Source organism: [Clostridium] fimetarium (assembly GCF_900111235.1).
Taxonomy (GTDB): Bacteria; Bacillota; Clostridia; order Lachnospirales; family Lachnospiraceae; genus Clostridium_N; species Clostridium_N fimetarium.
The window spans coordinates 208,282-228,153 of the sequence record NZ_FOJI01000007.1 but is presented as its reverse complement, the minus strand read 5'-3'; the positions used below and the strand labels follow the sequence as shown (position 1 = coordinate 228,153).

The following is a 19,872-nucleotide window of genomic DNA, read 5'->3' as shown; positions in this document are numbered from 1 at the left end:
CCGTTCGTTTATTTTGAAATTCTTTTATAGAATTTTCAAGGTTGTTTTACTATTTAGTTATCAATGTTCAATTCAAACTTTTTCTTGGGTTCGTGCACTGAATAATCCAGTATTTATGCGCCTTCGAGTATTGTTTGTGTGTTGCCGTTTGTTTTGGCGACTTGGTTATCTTATCATTCTGAGCCCACTTTGTCAACACTATTTTCGACTTTTTTTATTTTATCGTAATATATATGGTTTTTTTATATAATATTGATGTTTTTTGACACAAATCGATTACTTTTTGATTTAGAACATACATTATTGGAATGTACGCTTTTCCTTAATACATTCTTTACTTCTTCTGTTATATCTCTTTGATAGGCTATTTCATTTTCAATGTTTCGGGCAACTTCATTCGCTGCATATGCTGCTGCAATTACTTGTTTCAATAAACCATCCACATTTCCCGCTTTTTGTTTTTGCTGATTGGCATTATCAAAAATCGTTTTCATAGAATTCACTGTTTCTTTTACAGCATCTTGGACTTGTCCAATAGTACTTGTTATTTCTTTTGAGGATTTAGAGGATTGAGATGCTAAATCACGTACTTCAGTTGCAACGACTGCAAATCCACGACCATGTTCACCTGCTCTTGCAGCTTCTATTGATGCATTTAAAGATAATATATTGGTTCTATTTGCTATAGAATCAATGACCGAAGCAAATTGTTCGATCTGAGTCGACAATTTTTCTAATTGATTTATTTTCTCTGTAGACATTTCTACTGCCCTGTTCAATTCTACAATTATATTCAGTATTTCTTCAACACTTCCTATGCTTTCTTTAACAAGGTTAAGCGATGTATCTGAAGAATTAATCACGTCAAATGCATCTTTTTCTAATTGTTCCTGCGAATCATCCAATCCAGATAAAATTGTGCACAATTCATTTACTAAATTCTCATCTGCACTTATCACGTCTGCCGATACCCCTTCTGTGTGTTTCTCATCTGCCGATATTCCTCCTGAATGCTTGTCAACTGACGATATCCCTCTTGTTAATTTCTCATCTGATGATTCTACATCCAAAAATTTTTCATCTGTAAGTTTATGATACATATTGTTTTACCACCCTTTTTTATTTAATCTCCCAATTTTAAAAGCAATATTAAAAACATCTTCTAAACATTACAGTATCGCATTCATAGCCTCACTTAAATTGCGAACTCCAATTAATTTTATTTTATCAGTTTTGAGCACATTATTCAAGCAAACTTCAGGTAAAATACAAGTTTTGAATCCTAATTTAATTGCTTCTGTCACTCGTTGCTGGGCCTGACTAACAGCACGCACTTCGCCTGCAAGTCCAACTTCACCAAATATTATAGTTTGGAAATCTATTTCTCTATTTTTATAGCTCGATACTATTGCTAATACGATGCCCAGATCAAGCGCTGGTTCGTTTACTTTAAGCCCTCCAGCTACATTTACATAGGCATCACACCCTGACAAATGCATTCCTACACGTTTTTCTAAGACTGCCATCAATAGATTAACTCTGTTGTAATCTGTTCCTGCTGCCGTCCTTCTTGGCATCCCGAAATTCGAATCACAAACCAATGCCTGTATTTCAACTAATAATGGTCTTGTTCCTTCTAGAAGACAAACTACCACCGAGCCTGACGCTCCAAGCGGTCTACCGCTAAGCATATATTCCGATGGATTCTTTACTTCCTCCAATCCACTTCCACGCATTTCAAATACACCTATTTCATTGGTAGAGCCAAATCTGTTTTTTACGCCTCGAAGTATTCTATACGCAGCATTTCTGTCGCCCTCAAAATATAGTACCGTATCTACCATGTGCTCTAATACCCTTGGACCTGCAACGATTCCTTCTTTTGTAACATGTCCTACGATAAAAATCGAAATTGCCAGACCTTTTGCCAGCTGCATTAAAATTGCAGTTGATTCTCTTACCTGTGTTACGCTTCCTGGCGAAGACCCAATTTCTTCACGATACATTGTCTGAATACTATCAATTATAACAATTTCTGGTTTTATATCTCTTAATGCTTTTTCAATCATATCAAGATTTGTTTCACATAAAAGTAGCAAATTGTCATTAAATTCTCCAATTCTTTCAGCTCTAAGCTTTATCTGCTTTAATGATTCTTCACCTGAAATATATAACACCTTCTTACCCATAACAGATAATTTTTGGCACATCTGTAATAAAAGTGTAGATTTTCCAATTCCTGGGTCTCCACCTACTAAGACCAGAGAACCCTCTACGATTCCGCCACCTAAGACTCTGTCTAATTCCTCTATTCCAGTTGAAGTTCTATCTGTATCGTTCGTAGATATCTGTGATAATACAGAAGGTTGGCTACTCATTATATTAGCAACACCTTTCGTTGCGGTTTTTTTCACTATTGGTTCTTCTACAAATGTATTCCATTCTTTACAAGCTGGACATTGTCCGTACCATTTTGACGATTCAAATCCACACTCTTTACAAAAAAACGCTGTTGTTTTTGCTTTTGCCATTAAATTCCCCTTATCATTCGCTTATTTCACTGCTTTAAGTAAAAAAAAATCTATGTATTGCCAAATTAAATATCTGTAACGTAACAAATATCAATTTGACAGATACATAGAATATTGTTTAAATCAAATATTATCCCAATTATAACTTAACCACAACTACTTCAACTGCATTTTCTTCGCTAAGGTCTACACTAAAAATAAGCTTTCCGCCAAGATTAGTCTTCATCTTACCTGCATTTTCGCCATTCACTGATATTTCATATTCAGCACTGTCTTCTAATTCAAGAGTAATCTGTGCATCCGCATCTCCATAAACAGTAAATTCCACACCTTTTTCAGTAATCTTCATATTATTAACAGCAGTACCTGGTACTGACTCATATACAAACAGTCCATTTCTTTCTAACTTTGTGATTTCTTTAAAAGTCTTTACTTTATAAGAATCTCCACAGTGTTCAAAATCAGCTACTTTTGATTTTGCATCTAATTTAAAATTACCAAAACTGATTGTTCCATCCACTTCCGAACGAATTAACTCATTAACAACTGGCATTTAAGAATCCTCCTAATCACATTATACCGTTAAAATATTCGGTAACTTTATTATACATTAAAATGCTTTTTTTATCTAGTGATTTATACCACGTTTAATAGAAAATTCAATTTTACCTTCTTTACAAGTTACAAGAACTTTATTACCCTTTTTAATTTTATCTTCAAGGATTTCTTCTGCTAACTGATCCTCAATCATCGTTTGGATAGCTCTTTTTAGGGGTCTTGCTCCATATTTGGAGTCGTACCCCTTATCAACTATACATTTTTTTGCTAACTCATCTAATTCTATTGAAAGTTTCATCTGTTCCATAGTTCTCTTATTAATATTTGCCATTAAAATATTTACGATCTCACCGATCTGTTCTTTGTTAAGAATATGAAATACAATTATCTCATCAATTCTATTAATAAATTCAGGTTTAAATATTCGTTTCACTTCTTCCATTACTTTACTTTTCATTAATTCATAGTTCTGTTTTTCATCTAGATTTGCAGAAAATCCAAGTGTTTTTGGTGAAACAATATTTTCTGCGCCTGCATTAGAAGTCATAATAATAACTGTGTTTTTGAAATCCACTTCTCTACCTGTTGAATCTGTAATATGACCATCATCAAGGACCTGAAGTAAAACGTTAAATACATCTGGATGTGCTTTTTCTATCTCATCAAATAATATTACTGAGTAAGGATTTTTTCTGACCTTCTCACTTAAATGGCCACCTTCATCATATCCTACATATCCTGGTGGGGAACCTATGAGCTTTGATACTGTATGTTTTTCCATATATTCAGACATATCGACTCTAATTAAAGCACTTTCACTTCCAAACATAGCATCTGCTAAGGTTTTTGAAAGTTCTGTTTTTCCTACACCCGTTGGTCCTAAAAATAAAAAAGATCCAATTGGTCGTTTAGGGTCTTTTAACCCTACTCTTCCTCTTCTTATCGCTTTGGCAATTGATGTAACCGCTTCATCTTGTCCTATGACTCTTTCATGTAAAATGCTTTCTAATTTCATAAGTCTTTCTGTTTCACCTAATGTAAGTTTTTTTACAGGGATCTTCGTCCAATTTGAAATTACATCCGCTATTTCATCTTCACCTACAATCAGTCTGTTTGTAGTTTTCTCTTTTTCCCATTTATCTGTAAGTTTGGTTAGCTTATCTTGTTTTTTTATTTGTTTCTTTTTAATTTCTCCAGCAACTTCATATGCTTCTGCTTTAATAGCATCTTCCTTTTGGCTATCAAGTTCTTTTATTTCTTGCTCAAGATTCTTGATTACTGGTGGCATAATATATGTGCCAAGTCTTATCTTTGAAGACGCTTCATCGATTAGATCAATCGCCTTATCAGGTAAAAATCTATCATTGATATACCTTTTCGACATTTTAACTGCCGCAATTACAGCATCATCTGTTATGGTAACATTATGATGATCCTCATAATTTTTTCTTAGTCCTTTTAAAATCTCAATCGCTTCATTTTCAGATGGTTCTTCAACTTTTACAGGTTGAAATCTTCTTTCTAATGCTGCATCCTTTTCGATATACTTTCTATATTCTTCTAATGTTGTTGCACCTATTAATTGAATTTCACCTCTAGCAAGTGAGGGTTTTAAAATATTAGATGCATCAATTGCACCTTCCGCACCGCCTGCGCCTATAATTGTATGAAGCTCATCAAGAAATAATAATACATGTCCATCACTTTTCACTTCTGATATTACTTTCTTTATTCTCTCTTCAAATTCGCCTCTATACTTTGATCCAGCTACCATTCCTGCCAAATCTAACGTTAATACCCTTTTATCCTTAATAGTTTCAGGCACATTTCCTTCAATTATTTTAGCTGCTAGCCCTTCTGCAATAGCCGTTTTACCAACGCCTGGCTCTCCAATTAGACAAGGATTATTCTTCGTTCTTCTACTAAGAATTTGAATCACTCTTTGAATTTCTTCTTCTCTACCAATAACGGGATCTAGCTTACCGTCGCGTGCCATTTGCGTCAAATCCCTGCTATATAGATCTAGCGTTGCTGTAGAATTCCTATCCTTATTTCTTGGCTTCCCATTAGGAAAATCTTCCTTATAAGAATTCGTATCTTCACCCATTGCAATCATAATGTCGATATATAACTTCTTAATATTCACGCCTATCGTATTTAACAATCTGGCAGCAACACTATCACTCTCTTTAACAATAGCAATTAATAAATGCTCTGTTCCTATCAGTTGTGCTTTAAATCGAATTGCTTCTCTTGCTGAATTTTCAAGAATCTTTTTCGCCCTTGGCGTATAACTTTCTGGATCCTTTACGCTAACACTATTATCTGGAGCTATTAATTTATTTACAAGCTCTACAATTCTTTCTTCCGTAACTCCATGTTTTTCTAAAATTGTTGAAGCAAGACTATCTCCTGCTTTTACTAAACCAATTAGTATATGTTCTGTCCCAATGTAACTATGTCCAAGTTCAATCGCCACCTGACCTGCGTACTGTAATGTTTGCTCTGCTTTTTTAGTAAATCTGCTCTGCATATCTATATCCTTTCCGATAAATATTTCTGTATGTTTTTTATAATATATTTACTGAATCAACGGTAGATTTTCTCTAATAAACTTAGCTCTCTCTATGTCTATCTCTTCTTCCGTAAGTTCTCTCTCTGCGATTAATTGTAAATTAGCTGGCTGTATTCCAATCATTATACTATATATCGTAAAACCATGCTTAGCAGTTACTTTTAACAATCCCTGCTCAAGCCCCATTCTTAGTTCTGATAAGAGCGCCATCGCATCCTTAATTGAAATCTTTCTTGAATATTTTAATACGCCATAAGATCTATAAACAACATCCTCTGCTGAGACTCTCTTTCTTGAAATATATTGTCTTCTTGCAGTTCTTTCCTGCTGAACAATTTGATAAACGATATTACTCAAATTATCTATTATTTCACTTTCCGAAAATCCTAATGTGACTTGATTTGATATTTGATAAATATCTCCCAATCCTCTGGTTCCTTCTCCATATATACACCTTATCGTCAGTCCAAATCTTCCAATTTCTGCTGCTAATCCATTCAACTTGTTCGTGCCAGATAGTGCTGGAAGATGTAGCATATAAGAAGCCCTCATTCCAGTACCAACGTTTGAAGGACAAGTTGTTAGGTATCCATATTTTGAATTATATGCATATTCTACCACATTACTCAAGGAATCGTCTATTATATCTGCGTTTTTATATGCAGTTTCCATATCGCTTCCTGCAACAAATGCTTGTATTCTAATATGATCTTCTTCATTTAGCATGATAGAAATATTTTCATCTGGTGAAACAAGACCAGCTGCAATACTTTGATTTGTTAGAAATGGACTAATTACATGACGTTCTAACATAGCGATTTTTTGGAACTGGTCTAAATTTTCAAAATTATATGAATTATAATTTTCAAACTCTGACATTTTTTCAAATTTCATAAGTGTATCGTCAACCATTTGCTTAGCATCTTTATTTTTAAGTTTATGGGAGAAATTATATTTGGTTAAATTTCTTGCCAAACGAACTCTGCTTGATATAACGACATCACTATTTTCACCTTTTGCTTCAAACCACCTATTCATTCGTCTCATTCCTTTCCTTGATTTCTTTGATTTCATCTCTAAACTTAGCTGCTTCTTCATAGTTTTCAAGTTGAATTGACTCTTTTAATTTTGCGTTTAGTATTTCTAAATCTTTATGAAAATCGTTGATTTCTTCAGTTTCATTATTCAAATTCCTATACTTTTTACCAGTATGAACACTATTTCCATGGAGCTTCTTCATATGCTCTTCAATTAATGGTCCAAACACATTATAACATTCAGCACATCCAAATTTACCAACTTTAGTAAATTCATCATAATTCATTCCACATTTTGGGCAAATTACATGAGTCATTGGATTATTGCTTTCCTGCTGTAATAACATTTTTGATGCTAATAATCCTGTAAGTAATTTTGCAAATGGAAGTTCGCTACTAAGTCCATCTGAATAATAGCTTAAATCTAACTCCTTAGCACATTCGCCACAAATATGATGTTCACTTATAACTCCATTCACTATTTCCGTATAATGAATTGTTGCATCATTTTTATTGCAATTTTCGCACAGCATAATTCCCTCCATTCTGCCACCATATGGGGCATAAAATTTTATCAAAGAATGCAAGCATTCTATATTCTACTAATATATTCATCTATTATCTCATCCGCGACTTGATGAATCTCTTCACTTGTAATATTCTTGCACATAGCTTGCGCTATTATTACCCTCATATCTTTTATCAAGTTTTCCATTGCATCAATTCTGCTAAGATCAAGTGCAATGACAGCACCTTTTCTTCGATCTAACTTTATATATCCTTCTTGTTTTAAGACTGTATATGCTTTGTTTACGGTATGCATATTAATTCCAATAGTTTCGGCAAGCTGTCTAACCGATGGCAACGTTTCACCTTCATGGATATTAGAAGTTGCAATTCCTACTATAATTTGATTTCTCAATTGAATATATAGTGCTTCATCACTATTAAAATCAATAGTTACTAACATAATTTATTGTCCTTTCCATATAGTTATAGTTGTTATACACATAATATAACAATATATTTTCATTGTCAATAATTCTATTATAATTAATTTTTCTTATTTAACTCCAATAAAAAGAAGAGTAACCGGATTTCAATCCTTTTACTCTTCATAATTAGTTAAATACTATCTAATATATTCCTTTTTTCTTAAATAAAATGATAGGTAAGAAATATCCAATTGCGGCTACTGCACAAGCAAATACAAGCGCTACTAGATTGATGTCAGAAAGATACATCATCAACTTATATGCCAATCCTGAAGTAATACCCATTATGATTGAACATATGAATGGAATACCCAATGTAATTAACAGTTCTTGCTTATAACCTACATATTTGTAAAGTGCCACCAGATTCAGTACCATTATTATGATTGGAAATGTCTCACTGCCTATTACAATCGCATATATGCCTAAATTTGTAAATTTCAACAAACTCCAGACGAGTATAATATGCACAATCAATGATATACAGGAATTGATCACTGGAATATTCATTTTATCAATACCTTGTAATGCGGAACTGGTTACCGTTGATAATGTATAAAAAACCACTGCAAATGCTCCTATTTTAAGCATCATCGAGCCATCTGCGCTGTTATAGGCTGGAAATAAAGCTTCAATGATTGATTTTCCAAGGACAATAAGTCCAACAGCTGATGGTATCGCAATAAGCATATTCGCCTTCACTGTCGCCTGTATTTTCGTTGTTATCTCGCTATATAGATGTTTTGCTTTTGAAGCTACTATACTGGGGAGCATAGATGCGGACATTGCCGATGCAACTCCCATAGGAAGACTGATTAATATCATAAAACATGAATCATAACTCCCCATACTAATCTTAATTACAGATTCACTTACACCAATCGAACCCATTATCTTTCCCCACATAACAGAATCAATTACGGCACTTATCTGATAAAACGTTTGTCCTAATATAATTGGTAACATTGTAAGTGCAATAATCTTATAAATATTTGTATATTTTTCATCTACATCGCTTACATCTTTGTGCAACTTTTTCATAAAAGTAGGCCTATAAATCACATATAAGAATATCACGAAAAGCAATGCTGCAAATGCACCTAGCGCTGTACCTAACGTTCCACCTGCCGCACCATATGCGCCTACATTTATCGATCCACTATATATTTTAACAAGCGTATATGCTGCAAATATACTAACAATTGCATTAACGATCTGCTCAGCGATCTGAGAAATTGCAGTTGGAATCATTGTTCCCTGTCCCTGATAGAACCCTCTAAACACACCTAGCACCGCCACAATAAATATAGTCGGGGAAAGCACCTTAAGTGGAATTGCTACTCCTGGATATTTTGCATAAAAGTTCTGTTCTAAGAAGTCCGCTCCAAAAAACATTAGCAACGCTGCTATTCCACCAGACACTAATGATACGATCAAAGCTGCAACAAATACTTTATGTGCATTTTTGAACTGCTTTACGGACACTCTGGCCGAAACTAATTTTGAAACTGCCATTGGCAAGCCATATGATGACATTACAAGGACAATATTATATACCTCAAAAGCTCTACCATATATACCATTACCGTCAGGAGTAATAATGTTTACCATAGGAATCCTATATAACAACCCTATGATTCTAACTAAGATTCCAGCCATTGCAAGTATTCCACCGTGAATTATGAAGTTTTTTGTTCCGTTTTTTTGTCCCATATTAAGTCCTTCTAACTTATTAAGTTCTTCTAACTTATTAAGTTCTTCTAACTAATTAAGTTCTTCTTTTAATCAAATGAAAAATCTGACAAGTACCAGCTTCCATTGATTTTAACAAATGTATCAATCATACTCGTATCATATGTTTTTTCGCCTTCACCCCATTTAACATAGAGCTGATAGAATGTTTGACAAGAGTAACAATTATCGGAGTATTTTATCATATTGGTGAAGCTTTGATTTCTAAATTCATATGTATACGTTTTACCATATAGGAATGCCCATGTAGCTTCAATATTGCTCATATTTTTTTTGGCATTTCCAACCAAGAATTTGTTAAGCGTATCTAAAGAGCCTCTATTGATGAGATATTTACCAAACGCCTCATTTAAGGCATTAATATTAGGCTTTTGTGCTTCAAATAGAACTGCATCTGTAGGATAATTCACACTACATACTTTTCCATCTACGGTCACTCCAAGATCAACACCATTCATTGATGCTGTAATATTAGGTTGTACCATAAGTCCACTAACTTTATATTCTACATTTGTAGGCGCCTTAACATATGGATCTACATTTTTAGTAAGTTCAAGCTTAATGCCTTTTTGTGTAATGTAAGACTCACTAATCTTAATTCCATTTAATTTCACTTCTGCTGAACTAGGTGCAGTAATCGTAATTTCATTTTTCGCATCAATATATCCATCAAATGAAATGCTATCTAACTTCCACTCAGTAAATTTATGCGCATTTTTACCATTTTCAGCTAAAGTGACTTTTGCAATAGTAGCATCACCGGCTTTAACTACATATACAGGCGTTGTATCTGTAAATTCACCACTTTTTCTTTTATATGTAACTTCATTATCTTGCATTTTCAGTTTGAAATAATCTGCAATTGAACTAACAGTTTCAAATTCATTGATTTTTACCGGATTATCGTTTAGAATTTGCTCAATATTATCTGGAGTAAATTCTTTTTCTATTTTACTCATTGTGTTATTAGGCATACTTTTTTCATAATCCTTTAACACGCCTTGCAACAGTAATAATAATACGATAACTGCAGAAATCAATATACCTGAATATGCTAGCAAAAATACACCAAATTTATTAAGTTTTATTTTCTTTAAAGTATTCTTTTTATTCTTCTGCGTGTTCTTTTTTGTATTTCTCTTTATGTTCATATCTAGTTAATTCCTCCTACTAAGAATGAAGTAGGACATCTTCTTGGTCCTGTTGGTGAATAAGGAACATTGATAACTTTCCCGTCATAGTACATCTGTGTTGAAGTACCACCATCCATTGCAGATGCATTCACTGCACCATATTTTTGTAATACATTTATCAAATCTAAAAATGAAGCTCCAAAAGTATTAACCTGACGGCCATCTGTTACCAATAAAAGAATTGCACCATCAGCACGCTGTCCAATAGCTGAACGTGGATTTAATCCACCTCCAGTACCATCATCAGCGATTTCTTGTGCTACACCATTAATAATCAAAAATGGACCAATGCTGTTTTTAATACTTACGCAATCGCGCATTTTCATATCAATTGCTTGTTGCCCTGTTATGTTACCAACTACTAAGATATTATCCTTTGTTAGTCCTGTAACATGATATACTTTTGACTTATCACCATTAATAATATTACCTTTAGTCATTACAAGGCCTATAGGCATCCCTGTATATGTAATATCTCCATCGACAAATTCACCACCATTGATTCCACCAATTGCATTATTGTTTCTTGCCATATCCGAAACTAAAAGACCGTCACCTTCTGTAAATGTAGGAACAGTTCCAACAAATACAGTTGAAGGATCTTTTATAATCATCAATTTTCCCTTGTATGTTCCACCTTTAATATCAACAATCTGAATCGCTGGCATTTCAGCGTTTTCTACTGAAGTAGTGCCAGTTGCACCGACTTCAACCAACTTTGTATTTGTCACTTCATCCGTATCCTTAATTGAATTCCTATCCATTATTTCTTTCACTTGCTCTTCTGATAAAAACCAATTGGCTAAAAATCCTATTGCACTCGTTTCTTTTACAGACATAACAAATAGATTTTTAGCAGTGGGTGATGGTCCATGAACCAACATACCCATTACTGAATAAAGGCCTCCAAGTAATATTACAATTGTCAATAACAAGGTGATAAGCGTTCTTCTTATATATATTATTACTTTATTCTTCTTCGCACTATTTCTCTCTTTGAATTTCTTTTTGAATATTTTTCTATTTTTCTCATTTATTTTTTTATTATTTATTTCTAATTGTTCTTCTTTATTTTCTTCTGTGCTTTCCTTTACATTTACTTCTGCGTTTTCGTTTGCATTTACTTCTGCGTCTTCTTTTGTATTTACTTCTGTATTTACTTCTTCATTTACTTCTGCGTTTTCTTTTGCACTTAGTTCTGCACTTTCGTCTTGTTCTTTAAGAATCCCAGAGGATTTTGTTTCATTGATATCCACTAAATCCAAGAATTCAATTTCTTCATTATCTTCACTCTTATTCATGATAAACCTCCCATTTTATATTATTTAAATACCCATCTTCGTTGTATTCGAAAACTAATCATAAAAAGAATAGTGTCAATAATAGCTTTTGATACTATTGTTAATCCTCTTCCTAATAGCAATGATTGTGCAACAAAATATACCAAACCATATGAAACAAGTAGCTGACATATACATAAAATATAATATCTCACGATTGAATTTTTAATAGATTCTTTTGACTTAAACACAGCCTTTCTATTAAATGAAAAATTAAATAATGAAGATATCACTCTAGCTGACGCGGTTGCGATAAAAATACTTGCACGCTTGTCCATACTATTAATAAGTAAAATACTAATTATTGAAAATACCGATAAATCTATAACGGAGGACATGATTGAACTAAATAGGAATTTAAAGATAACTCCATATATTTTAATTGAATCCGTAATTGGATTAAAATGTGTTGAAGCATTTTCCTCAATATATACAGTCTCTATTTTAACTTCTTTGTATGGTATATTACTATGTTTAAATTCCAAAAGCATATTCGTCTCATATTCAAATCTCTCACCCTTTACTTCTGTGAATAACTGTAAATATTGCTTTGGAATTGCTCTTAACCCGGTCTGTGTATCACTAATATTAAGACCACATGCAAACTTAAATACAAAGCTTGTCATAAGATTGCCAATTCTGCTCTTCGAAGGTACATTTTTGCCTTTAAAATCTCTTACTCCAAGTATGATATTATCTTCGTTTTCATTCATAGCCTTCACACAATCTAAGATATCTTTTGCCTTGTGTTGGTTGTCTCCATCAACAGTAACAACACCATCAATGTCTAGACGATTCGCAATACAATATTCAAAGGCCGTTTTCAAAGCTCTTCCCTTACCTTTATTCACTTCATGTGTAAGAAGATGGCATTGACTATAATTTTTTAAATAGTTAAATTGATCCATATGTGCTTCATCACTGCCATCATTTATAAGAATAATATCATCAAAACCATATTCTATTAAAGAATCCACCACATTGATTATTTTATCATCAGGATTAAGTGATGGTATAATTACTGAAACATTCATGTTAACATTTCCTCCATTGTCTATTTAACACTATTCGATGTTAGTTTGTGTGTAACACCTGCATTGCTTTTAAAAGAACTTTCTATCTGTACATTCAATGGTATTATACTTGATTTTCTCAAATAATTATAGGTCCTAAACACATTGATATTTTCAAAGAAATCATTTTTTTTAATATCTTCTCCAACTGTACTTCTATATAAACCAAATAGCATACAATTAAATACGCCTTCACGTCCCACCTTATAATATGTCTGCTGAGACTTATGTTTTGCAAAGCCTCTTACTGCCATATCAAATGCTGTAGTACCACCAAAACTGTCTAATGGAACATCCCAATTCATTGTAAGCTGATTCTTTTCATACAAATGCACATATGTTTTAGGAACATCCCAGATACCATATTTTGTTGCTGATTCCGGATACGAATTTGCATCATTTGATATCTCTAAAGCTTTTGATAGCGTATATGTATTTAGCCGGTGAACACCATGCCCATACTCTCCATTAAAGTCCTGTGCGATGATAACTTTCGGTTTGAATCTTCTTATCATTTGTACTTGAAATCCAATTACATCATTGATTGGATATAGTGTCATTGCATGTTCAAGACTTGTTGAATAAATGTCAGTAAACGGTCCTATTACGGGATACGCGGTAATTCCAACTTCCCACAAACCATTTAACAATTCATGTGGTCTGTAATACTCAGCCCAATGATTGGTTAGATATACTACTTGCACTTTCAATGCGAGTTCTCCTGCATAATACGGCATTGTTCCACCAAAAAACAGAAACTCATCATCTGCATGTGTTGGTAACACGACCATATCAGCCTCTTCATATGGTGGCTTCCAAACTTGCACCCAGGATGGAACAGTTCCAACAGAAAATGTTGAAATATCTGCAATGATTGCTCCACCCGCTGGAATATGAATCACTGCCTTCTTAACAGTATCATCCATTGCTATATATTCATGAATAAATCCATATTTTCCGTATGTAAGTGATACCCCATTAATATCTAATTGCCATTCTTTTGGTGGTTGTTCCCATATAATATAAATTCCCTTGATACCAGAATCATTTGTTATTGTGATTGTAGTCCCACCGTTCAAGGTTTTCTTTGTGGCATAACTTTGATCTTTTAAAAACGAACTATCATCACCACTTGACAAACTAATTGCTGTTGTCTTGGTCAAATCAGTTGCTTCTGGTTCATTTGCATATATATTAACTCTATTATGCAATATTACAATTAAGAATATTGCAACGCATAAAATTTTTTTAGATAAATTCAAGATTTTCAAAATAAATTGTTCTATCATAAGTTGAATTCTCACCCCATTTTTAATGCATAATCTGTTATTTTTAGATACAACAGTCCATTCTTAATATTATAACAAAAACTTTTTTTATGCAACCAAATTATTTTTGTAACACATACAAGCTACCTCACATATTATTTTAGTGTAAATATTTTATTCGGAGGAATTAAAATGAGTGATTTAGCAGCAACAAACTGTGGCGGAGGACCATGCGGCTGTAGTAGTAGCAGTAGCAGCTGTGGTTCAAATTCTTGTATCTGGATAATTCTCTTGCTTCTATTATGCGGCGGCGGATGTGGCGGCAATGGCGGCGGTTTAGGAGATTTATTTGGCGGTGGAAGTAGTAGTGGCAATGGTGGTGGAAGTAGTTGTATTCTCATAATCATCTTATTACTTTGCTGTGGTGGTGGTGGCGGCTTCTGTTAATAAGTTCTTTTAACGGAGTTCTCTATCATAGCATAAGCCCGGAATATTTTTTCCGGGCTTATGCTGCATTTGAGGCTAAATATATGCACTAAATGTAACCTGTTCATGCTCAATATCAGATTTACTTGACGATTCCACTGATTTATTATTATTTTGCGAACATTCTTCGTCTATTTCATAAACTGTATTACCATCAATAATATAATTGCTATGCATAGGAATAGCTCCTTTCATATGATTTAGAACTTCATATCATTTTTATCTTCTATATATCATATGTTTTTTATCATACTCTGATAATAAAGGCATATATTTAATATATAAAATCGTGGAGGTTAATATGGACTGTGATAAACCACTCCCCCTTACAGAGTTTGATAGATTAACTGTTTCAGAATCTACTCAAATGATAAAAGCAGTCGTCCCCTTTCTAGACACTTCCACTAAGAAAACGATCTCAATTTTCATCAGATTTCAAGAACTGATGCAAACAATTGAATTTTTCAAAAAGCCACTTCACGCAGAAAGCACCACTACTTTTAATCGTTCTAATTACACAATGAAAGATATACTTTTAGAAACAATGCCCTACTTTCCGAAATCAAATGAGGAAACTTTAAATACGTTTCAAAGTTATATGGAAATGTTTAATGTAATTAATATGTACAAGGATATGGATCAAAGTCAAGATTTTCAGAGTATTATCAATATGGTAAAGAATATGAACGATCCAAATATTTCTGATGCATTTAACAATATGGGGATGGATGCAGGCAATGAATTTAGCCAGAATGACAACAAAACGAAAGATAATATAAAAAAAGATAGCGGCAGTAAAAGCCCAAATGATAATATCAAAAATTATAGCAGCAGTAAAAATCCAAATGATAATATGAATAGCAATATAAAGGACAATATTAATATAAATAATAATAGCAATAAAAATTCAAATGATAATATCAAAAGCAATACAAATAATATCACTAATGACTTCACTAATAACAACAAAGCCACAAGCTCTCTTAATAATATGATGACAGCAGAGCAAAAAAAACTTTACGATAAATATATAAGTGAAATTGAAAATATTAATTTTGATAATTATATATCAGATGATATTATTTAAAAATGATGATAGGAGAAAATATATGGCAAATCTTGATCCACGTAAACTAATGTTAATTAACGAATTCAAAAATATGGCAAGTGGGAAGTCTTCTGATGAAATCCTTCCTTTAGTATTAGCAATGTCAAAAAAATCAAATTCAATGGGACTTCAATTTTCCACCGAGGAAATGCATCAGATTGTAAACACCTTATCTGCTGACTTAGCGCCTGCAGAAAAAAAACGAATAGATATGATGATGAATATGATGTCCGTCATGAAGAAATAACCATTTCATTTGCTAGAATTTTACTTTCAAAAATATTGCTATAGCAATTTCAATCATAAAAATAGCTGGCACCCCTACATAAAATTTAATGTGCTTTGTTTTATGACGAAAACATCTCATCCCCAAAAAAGCTCCAACTGATCCCCCCATTAAAGCTAAGCCAATTAAAGTTGCCTCTGGTATCCTCCATAGGTGCTTTTTGGCTTTTCTTTTATCTATTCCATATACAACAAATGCAATCACATTTATAATCACCAAATACCCAACCACCACATAAACCATTTACGCACCTCACTTTCTCTCTTTTAATCTCTTATTCTTTTTTATTCTCTTCTAATCTATTTTAATCTCTTCTAATATCGTCTAACCTTATCTAATCTAATCTAGTCTCTTCTAATGTCTTATGTTCTCTTTTCTTCTTCATTCTTTTTTTAATTCTTTTACGCCTTTATTCTTTTACGCTTTTACGCTTTTTCCTCTAAAGTCCCAAAACTTTTTTAAATGGAGTCTAGTACAAATATTAATTTAATCTTCAAATTTTCTCAACAAAGTAAATGGTGAATATAAATTTAGGATGATGTGTTTTGCCGCTGACCGGCTGAAAGCAGCGCTTATGTTTTTTCCAAGACTCAGATGAAAATTCGAACGAAGTGAGACTTTTCATCATCTTAGAGGCTTGTAAAAAAACATGCTGCTTGAAGGAAAGGCAAGGCAAAACACATCATTCTAAATTTATATTCACTCACACCCTCCCGTCAAAATTTTGAAATTAAATTAAAACAATCCACAATCCATATTTAAAAAGTTTCACCGGTCTGTCATACTGATTGACTCAATTGCGACACTACCGCCCCGAACCACCTCTATACGATTGATAAATACATTATTGAGTAGTTTAATGATGTCATTATTTTTCACTTCTGTCTGCAACGATTCAATGAGTATCGTATTTTTATTATAATCAACAATTTTCAAATTAAATACTTGTGCAATTCTAAATATTTCTTCCTTATCTTTTTCAGTACAGAAATTAATCTTTACGAATAAAATTTCCTTCATATTGATCGGGATATCAGTAATATCAACCACTTTTATTACTTCAATACTTCTATTTAGTTGCTTTTTAATCTGCTCAAATGTTATGTCATCACTTGTAACTCCAATTGTCATTCTAGAAACTGTTAAATCTTCCGTTTCGCCCACAGTTAAGCTGTCTAAGTTATAAGACTTGCCTGAAAATAGTCCTGATATCTTAGCCAAGACTCCTATTTGATTTTCTACGTATAATGAAATCCATCTTTTTTTTATATTTGAATTATTTGTCATTTAAGCGCTCCTTTCTTAGCAATCCATAATCATTTCATTCAGCGGTTTTCCACCTGGCACCATTGGTAAAACATTAACTTCTCGTTCGATAATAAATTCTATAATTGTAGGTCCGTCCTTATGTGAATTCGCATATAAAAATGCATTTACGATTTCTTCTTCCTTGGTAACTCTAATTCCATAAGCATCATAGCTTTCTGCCAGTTTAATAAAATCAGGCGTATATTTAGGGCACTCTTTATCACAATTCCCACAATCTCTATTACAACTTTTTCTATAACGTAAACAGGTACTCGAGTACCGTTTATTATAGAACATCTCCTGCCACTGGCGAACATTTCCAAGATATCCATTATTAAAGATACATATTATAACGGGTAATTCCATCGCAACTGCGGTAGCCATTTCTTGAATATTCATCTGCATTCCACCATCACCTGTGATACATATAACGTCTTTATCAGGATTGCCTAGTTTAGCGCCAATTGCAGCTGGAAATCCATAACCCATTGTTCCAAGCCCACCAGATGTAAGTAACTGTTTATTCTCATCTAATTCAATATACTGCGTTGTCCATAATTGATTCTGTCCTACGTCAGTTACAACAATCAGATTTTTATACATATCATTTATTGTTCTAATGATTTTTTCAGGTGTCATTCCGCTGTTTTTATCCATATTAATTGGATATTTCTTTTTCCATCCACTAACTTCATCAATCCATTCATCTGTTTTAACAGGCACTGCAAGCTCAATAAGCTTCTCAATTGCAAGTTTTGCATCTGCAACGATTGGAATATCAACAGCAATATTTTTAGAGATAGAGGCCGAATCTATATCAATGTGAATTATTGTTGCGTTTTTTGCGAATTCACTTATTTTACCTGTAATTCTATCGTTAAATCTAGTTCCGATAGAAAATAGTACATCACATTCACTTACCGCATGATTCGCTGCGTAACTTCCATGAATTCCGATATTTCCCATATACAATGGGTGATTCGTAGAAACTGCTCCTTTTCCCATAATTGTTGTAATAATAGGAACGCCAGTAATGTCAACAAGTTTTGTCATTTCCTTATTTGCATGTGAAATATTAACGCCACCGCCGATTAAAAACAATGGTTTTTTCGCTTTGTTTAATATCGTTACCGCTCTCTTAATCTGGCCCATATGAACGCCTTCATTTGGCTTATAGCTTCTGATGTTAACCTCACTTGGATATTCATCACTTCCCATTGCTTGCTGAACATCCTTTGGCAAATCAACTACAACTGGACCTGGTCTTCCGGTTCTTGCAATGTAGAATGCCTCTTTTATTATTCTTGGAAGTTCTTTTCTATCTCTAACAGTTACTGCATATTTACAAATACTTCTGGTAATACCTACAATATCAACTTCCTGAAATGCATCATTTCCCAATAGACTTTGTGGTACTTGACCAGTAAAGCATACAAGAGGAACACTGTCATAATTAGCAGTTGCTATTCCTGTTACAAGATTCGTAGCTCCTGGGCCACTCGTAACTAGGCACACCCCTACTTTTCCAGTTGAACGCGCATATCCATCTGCTGCATGAACAAGTGCTTGTTCGTGACGAGGCATAATAACCTCTATTTCATCCTGATCAAATAAAGCATCAAACAAATCAATTGCCTGACCGCCCGGGTATCCAAATAATATATCTACGCCTTCTTCTTTTAATGCCTTTACAAAAATCTCAGTTCCCTTAACTTGCATAGTCATTACCTCCTGTTTATGATTGTGATCACCAGCTTGTGTACGCAAAATCGCCCTAAGCTAGTATATTTACCAGCTTAGGGCGAATTATTATCAATCCGTGTTACCACCTAAATTCAAAGATATTATCTTTGCTCTCATCAGTACAGATATTGCTATCGATACCTATTCCCTATAACGGTGGAACATTCCGGTGAAGTCTACTAAAGATAATTATCCTCGTTCGGTTCACTGCTCAAAGGCTACTTCCATAAGTTCAAAATAAAGACTCGCACCAACCATCTTCTCTCTGAAATTTTGAAGGATATGTACTCCTCCTTGTCACTGCATTTAAAATATTATTTTCATTAATCAAATGTTAACATTTATAATTTGTGATGTCAATCATAACTTTTAAAAGAAACCAGAAGAAACCAGAAACTAAATGCAATATATTCGGCTAATAAAGCATCCGTTCGAACTCGACCGTGCCCCACTATTCATCTATTTAAAAATAATCATAACCACAAAAAAGTAAATCAAACCTAAAATTATTAATTTGCTTTTGCTGTAAATTTGACGAATATGATAAGTTACTTATGGATTCATTTTATGCGTTAAAGGAACAAAGTTCTACTGTCTGACGAACGAAGTGAGGAGTTTA

General features: G+C 33.3%; 19 protein-coding genes and 1 other annotated feature. Of the genes, 3 read left to right on the top strand and 16 right to left on the bottom strand.

Annotated features, from left to right (window positions below; genetic code table 11):
* Positions 1–242: 242 nt before the first annotated feature.
* From BMY18_RS10850 to BMY18_RS10795, 12 genes are all read right to left on the bottom strand, one after another.
* Entirely contained in the window at positions 243–1,100 is an 858-nt protein-coding gene (locus BMY18_RS10850) for a methyl-accepting chemotaxis protein (protein WP_092453878.1), read from the bottom strand.
* A 69-nt stretch (positions 1,101–1,169) separates the two neighbouring features.
* Positions 1,170–2,531: a DNA repair protein RadA gene (gene radA / locus BMY18_RS10845; protein ID WP_092453875.1), complete on the bottom strand. Its 1,362-nt coding sequence runs from the start codon at positions 2,529–2,531 to the stop codon at positions 1,170–1,172.
* Between the two features lie 139 nt (positions 2,532–2,670).
* The gene (locus BMY18_RS10840; protein ID WP_092453872.1) at positions 2,671–3,084 is read right to left on the bottom strand and encodes an endosialidase; all 414 of its coding nucleotides are present in this window, start codon (positions 3,082–3,084) and stop codon (positions 2,671–2,673) included.
* Positions 3,085–3,159: 75 nt separating this feature from the next.
* The gene (locus BMY18_RS10835) at positions 3,160–5,622 is read right to left on the bottom strand and encodes an ATP-dependent Clp protease ATP-binding subunit (RefSeq protein WP_092453870.1); all 2,463 of its coding nucleotides are present in this window, start codon (positions 5,620–5,622) and stop codon (positions 3,160–3,162) included.
* Between the two features lie 48 nt (positions 5,623–5,670).
* Positions 5,671–6,702: a protein arginine kinase gene (locus BMY18_RS10830; RefSeq protein WP_092453868.1), complete on the bottom strand. Its 1,032-nt coding sequence runs from the start codon at positions 6,700–6,702 to the stop codon at positions 5,671–5,673.
* Positions 6,695–7,246: a UvrB/UvrC motif-containing protein gene (locus BMY18_RS10825; protein WP_242941018.1), complete on the bottom strand. Its 552-nt coding sequence runs from the start codon at positions 7,244–7,246 to the stop codon at positions 6,695–6,697. Before BMY18_RS10825 ends, BMY18_RS10830 begins: the two co-directional genes overlap by 8 nt.
* A gap of 47 nt (positions 7,247–7,293) precedes the next feature.
* On the bottom strand, positions 7,294–7,671 hold the full coding sequence (locus tag BMY18_RS10820) for a GntR family transcriptional regulator (RefSeq protein WP_092453864.1): 378 nt from the start codon (positions 7,669–7,671) through the stop codon (positions 7,294–7,296).
* Between the two features lie 166 nt (positions 7,672–7,837).
* Positions 7,838–9,409: a putative polysaccharide biosynthesis protein gene (locus BMY18_RS10815; RefSeq protein ID WP_092453862.1), complete on the bottom strand. Its 1,572-nt coding sequence runs from the start codon at positions 9,407–9,409 to the stop codon at positions 7,838–7,840.
* 68 nt (positions 9,410–9,477) lie between these two features.
* Positions 9,478–10,599: a hypothetical protein gene (locus BMY18_RS10810; RefSeq protein ID WP_092453860.1), complete on the bottom strand. Its 1,122-nt coding sequence runs from the start codon at positions 10,597–10,599 to the stop codon at positions 9,478–9,480.
* Between the two features lie 2 nt (positions 10,600–10,601).
* Entirely contained in the window at positions 10,602–11,942 is a 1,341-nt protein-coding gene (locus BMY18_RS10805) for a phosphodiester glycosidase family protein (protein WP_242941017.1), read from the bottom strand.
* A 20-nt stretch (positions 11,943–11,962) separates the two neighbouring features.
* Positions 11,963–13,015, bottom strand: a complete 1,053-nt coding sequence (locus tag BMY18_RS10800) for a bifunctional glycosyltransferase family 2/GtrA family protein (protein WP_092453858.1) — start codon at positions 13,013–13,015, stop codon at positions 11,963–11,965.
* A 20-nt stretch (positions 13,016–13,035) separates the two neighbouring features.
* A complete protein-coding gene (locus BMY18_RS10795) occupies positions 13,036–14,343 on the bottom strand; it encodes a PIG-L family deacetylase (protein WP_092453856.1) in 1,308 nt (435 codons plus the stop codon).
* Between the two features lie 171 nt (positions 14,344–14,514).
* Here BMY18_RS10795 and BMY18_RS10790 point away from each other — a divergent pair, with 171 nt between their 5' ends.
* Positions 14,515–14,769, top strand: coding sequence for a hypothetical protein (locus tag BMY18_RS10790; RefSeq protein WP_092453854.1), 255 nt, complete (start codon positions 14,515–14,517; stop codon positions 14,767–14,769).
* Between the two features lie 75 nt (positions 14,770–14,844).
* Here the strand turns inward: BMY18_RS10790 and BMY18_RS21055 are convergent, their stop codons facing one another.
* A complete protein-coding gene (locus tag BMY18_RS21055; protein WP_170841376.1) occupies positions 14,845–14,985 on the bottom strand; it encodes a hypothetical protein in 141 nt (46 codons plus the stop codon).
* Positions 14,986–15,109: 124 nt separating this feature from the next.
* On the opposite strand from BMY18_RS21055, the gene BMY18_RS10785 reads away from it, so the two are divergent.
* Both BMY18_RS10785 and BMY18_RS10780 read left to right on the top strand, forming a co-directional pair.
* Positions 15,110–15,895 carry a hypothetical protein gene (locus BMY18_RS10785; protein ID WP_092453852.1) on the top strand — a complete coding sequence of 262 codons (786 nt, stop codon included), beginning with the start codon at positions 15,110–15,112 and terminating at the stop codon, positions 15,893–15,895.
* A 22-nt stretch (positions 15,896–15,917) separates the two neighbouring features.
* Positions 15,918–16,163 (top strand): hypothetical protein, encoded by a 246-nt coding sequence (locus BMY18_RS10780; RefSeq protein ID WP_092453850.1) that lies wholly within the window; start codon positions 15,918–15,920, stop codon positions 16,161–16,163.
* Positions 16,164–16,175: 12 nt separating this feature from the next.
* Here the strand turns inward: BMY18_RS10780 and BMY18_RS10775 are convergent, their stop codons facing one another.
* The 3 genes from BMY18_RS10775 to ilvB form a co-directional block, all read right to left on the bottom strand.
* Entirely contained in the window at positions 16,176–16,445 is a 270-nt protein-coding gene (locus BMY18_RS10775; RefSeq protein WP_092453848.1) for a DUF1294 domain-containing protein, read from the bottom strand.
* A gap of 525 nt (positions 16,446–16,970) precedes the next feature.
* Positions 16,971–17,489 (bottom strand): acetolactate synthase small subunit, encoded by a 519-nt coding sequence (gene ilvN / locus BMY18_RS10770; RefSeq protein WP_092453846.1) that lies wholly within the window; start codon positions 17,487–17,489, stop codon positions 16,971–16,973.
* A 15-nt stretch (positions 17,490–17,504) separates the two neighbouring features.
* Complete coding sequence (gene ilvB / locus BMY18_RS10765; RefSeq protein ID WP_092453844.1) at positions 17,505–19,229, bottom strand: biosynthetic-type acetolactate synthase large subunit; 1,725 nt, start codon at positions 19,227–19,229, stop codon at positions 17,505–17,507.
* Positions 19,230–19,304: 75 nt separating this feature from the next.
* Positions 19,305–19,563, bottom strand: a binding site (T-box leader).
* Positions 19,564–19,872: the final 309 nt, after the last annotated feature.

Bases quoted from the DNA above. Each gene is read 5' to 3' on its own strand.
- BMY18_RS10785 (WP_092453852.1), top strand. From the start codon at position 15,110: ATGGACTGTGATAAACCACTCCCCCTTACAGAGTTTGATAGATTAACT.
- BMY18_RS10820 (WP_092453864.1), bottom strand. From the start codon at position 7,671: ATGTTAGTAACTATTGATTTTAATAGTGATGAAGCACTATATATTCAA.
- BMY18_RS10830 (WP_092453868.1), bottom strand. From the start codon at position 6,702: ATGAATAGGTGGTTTGAAGCAAAAGGTGAAAATAGTGATGTCGTTATA.
- BMY18_RS10805 (WP_242941017.1), bottom strand. From the start codon at position 11,942: ATGAATAAGAGTGAAGATAATGAAGAAATTGAATTCTTGGATTTAGTG.
- ilvB (WP_092453844.1), bottom strand. From the start codon at position 19,229: ATGCAAGTTAAGGGAACTGAGATTTTTGTAAAGGCATTAAAAGAAGAA.
- BMY18_RS10775 (WP_092453848.1), bottom strand. From the start codon at position 16,445: ATGGTTTATGTGGTGGTTGGGTATTTGGTGATTATAAATGTGATTGCA.
- BMY18_RS21055 (WP_170841376.1), bottom strand. From the start codon at position 14,985: ATGCATAGCAATTATATTATTGATGGTAATACAGTTTATGAAATAGAC.
- BMY18_RS10810 (WP_092453860.1), bottom strand. From the start codon at position 10,599: ATGAACATAAAGAGAAATACAAAAAAGAACACGCAGAAGAATAAAAAG.
- BMY18_RS10815 (WP_092453862.1), bottom strand. From the start codon at position 9,409: ATGGGACAAAAAAACGGAACAAAAAACTTCATAATTCACGGTGGAATA.
- BMY18_RS10790 (WP_092453854.1), top strand. From the start codon at position 14,515: ATGAGTGATTTAGCAGCAACAAACTGTGGCGGAGGACCATGCGGCTGT.
- BMY18_RS10800 (WP_092453858.1), bottom strand. From the start codon at position 13,015: ATGAATGTTTCAGTAATTATACCATCACTTAATCCTGATGATAAAATA.
- BMY18_RS10825 (WP_242941018.1), bottom strand. From the start codon at position 7,246: ATGGAGGGAATTATGCTGTGCGAAAATTGCAATAAAAATGATGCAACA.
- BMY18_RS10780 (WP_092453850.1), top strand. From the start codon at position 15,918: ATGGCAAATCTTGATCCACGTAAACTAATGTTAATTAACGAATTCAAA.
- BMY18_RS10795 (WP_092453856.1), bottom strand. From the start codon at position 14,343: ATGATAGAACAATTTATTTTGAAAATCTTGAATTTATCTAAAAAAATT.
- BMY18_RS10850 (WP_092453878.1), bottom strand. From the start codon at position 1,100: ATGTATCATAAACTTACAGATGAAAAATTTTTGGATGTAGAATCATCA.
- BMY18_RS10840 (WP_092453872.1), bottom strand. From the start codon at position 3,084: ATGCCAGTTGTTAATGAGTTAATTCGTTCGGAAGTGGATGGAACAATC.
- BMY18_RS10835 (WP_092453870.1), bottom strand. From the start codon at position 5,622: ATGCAGAGCAGATTTACTAAAAAAGCAGAGCAAACATTACAGTACGCA.
- radA (WP_092453875.1), bottom strand. From the start codon at position 2,531: ATGGCAAAAGCAAAAACAACAGCGTTTTTTTGTAAAGAGTGTGGATTT.
- ilvN (WP_092453846.1), bottom strand. From the start codon at position 17,489: ATGACAAATAATTCAAATATAAAAAAAAGATGGATTTCATTATACGTA.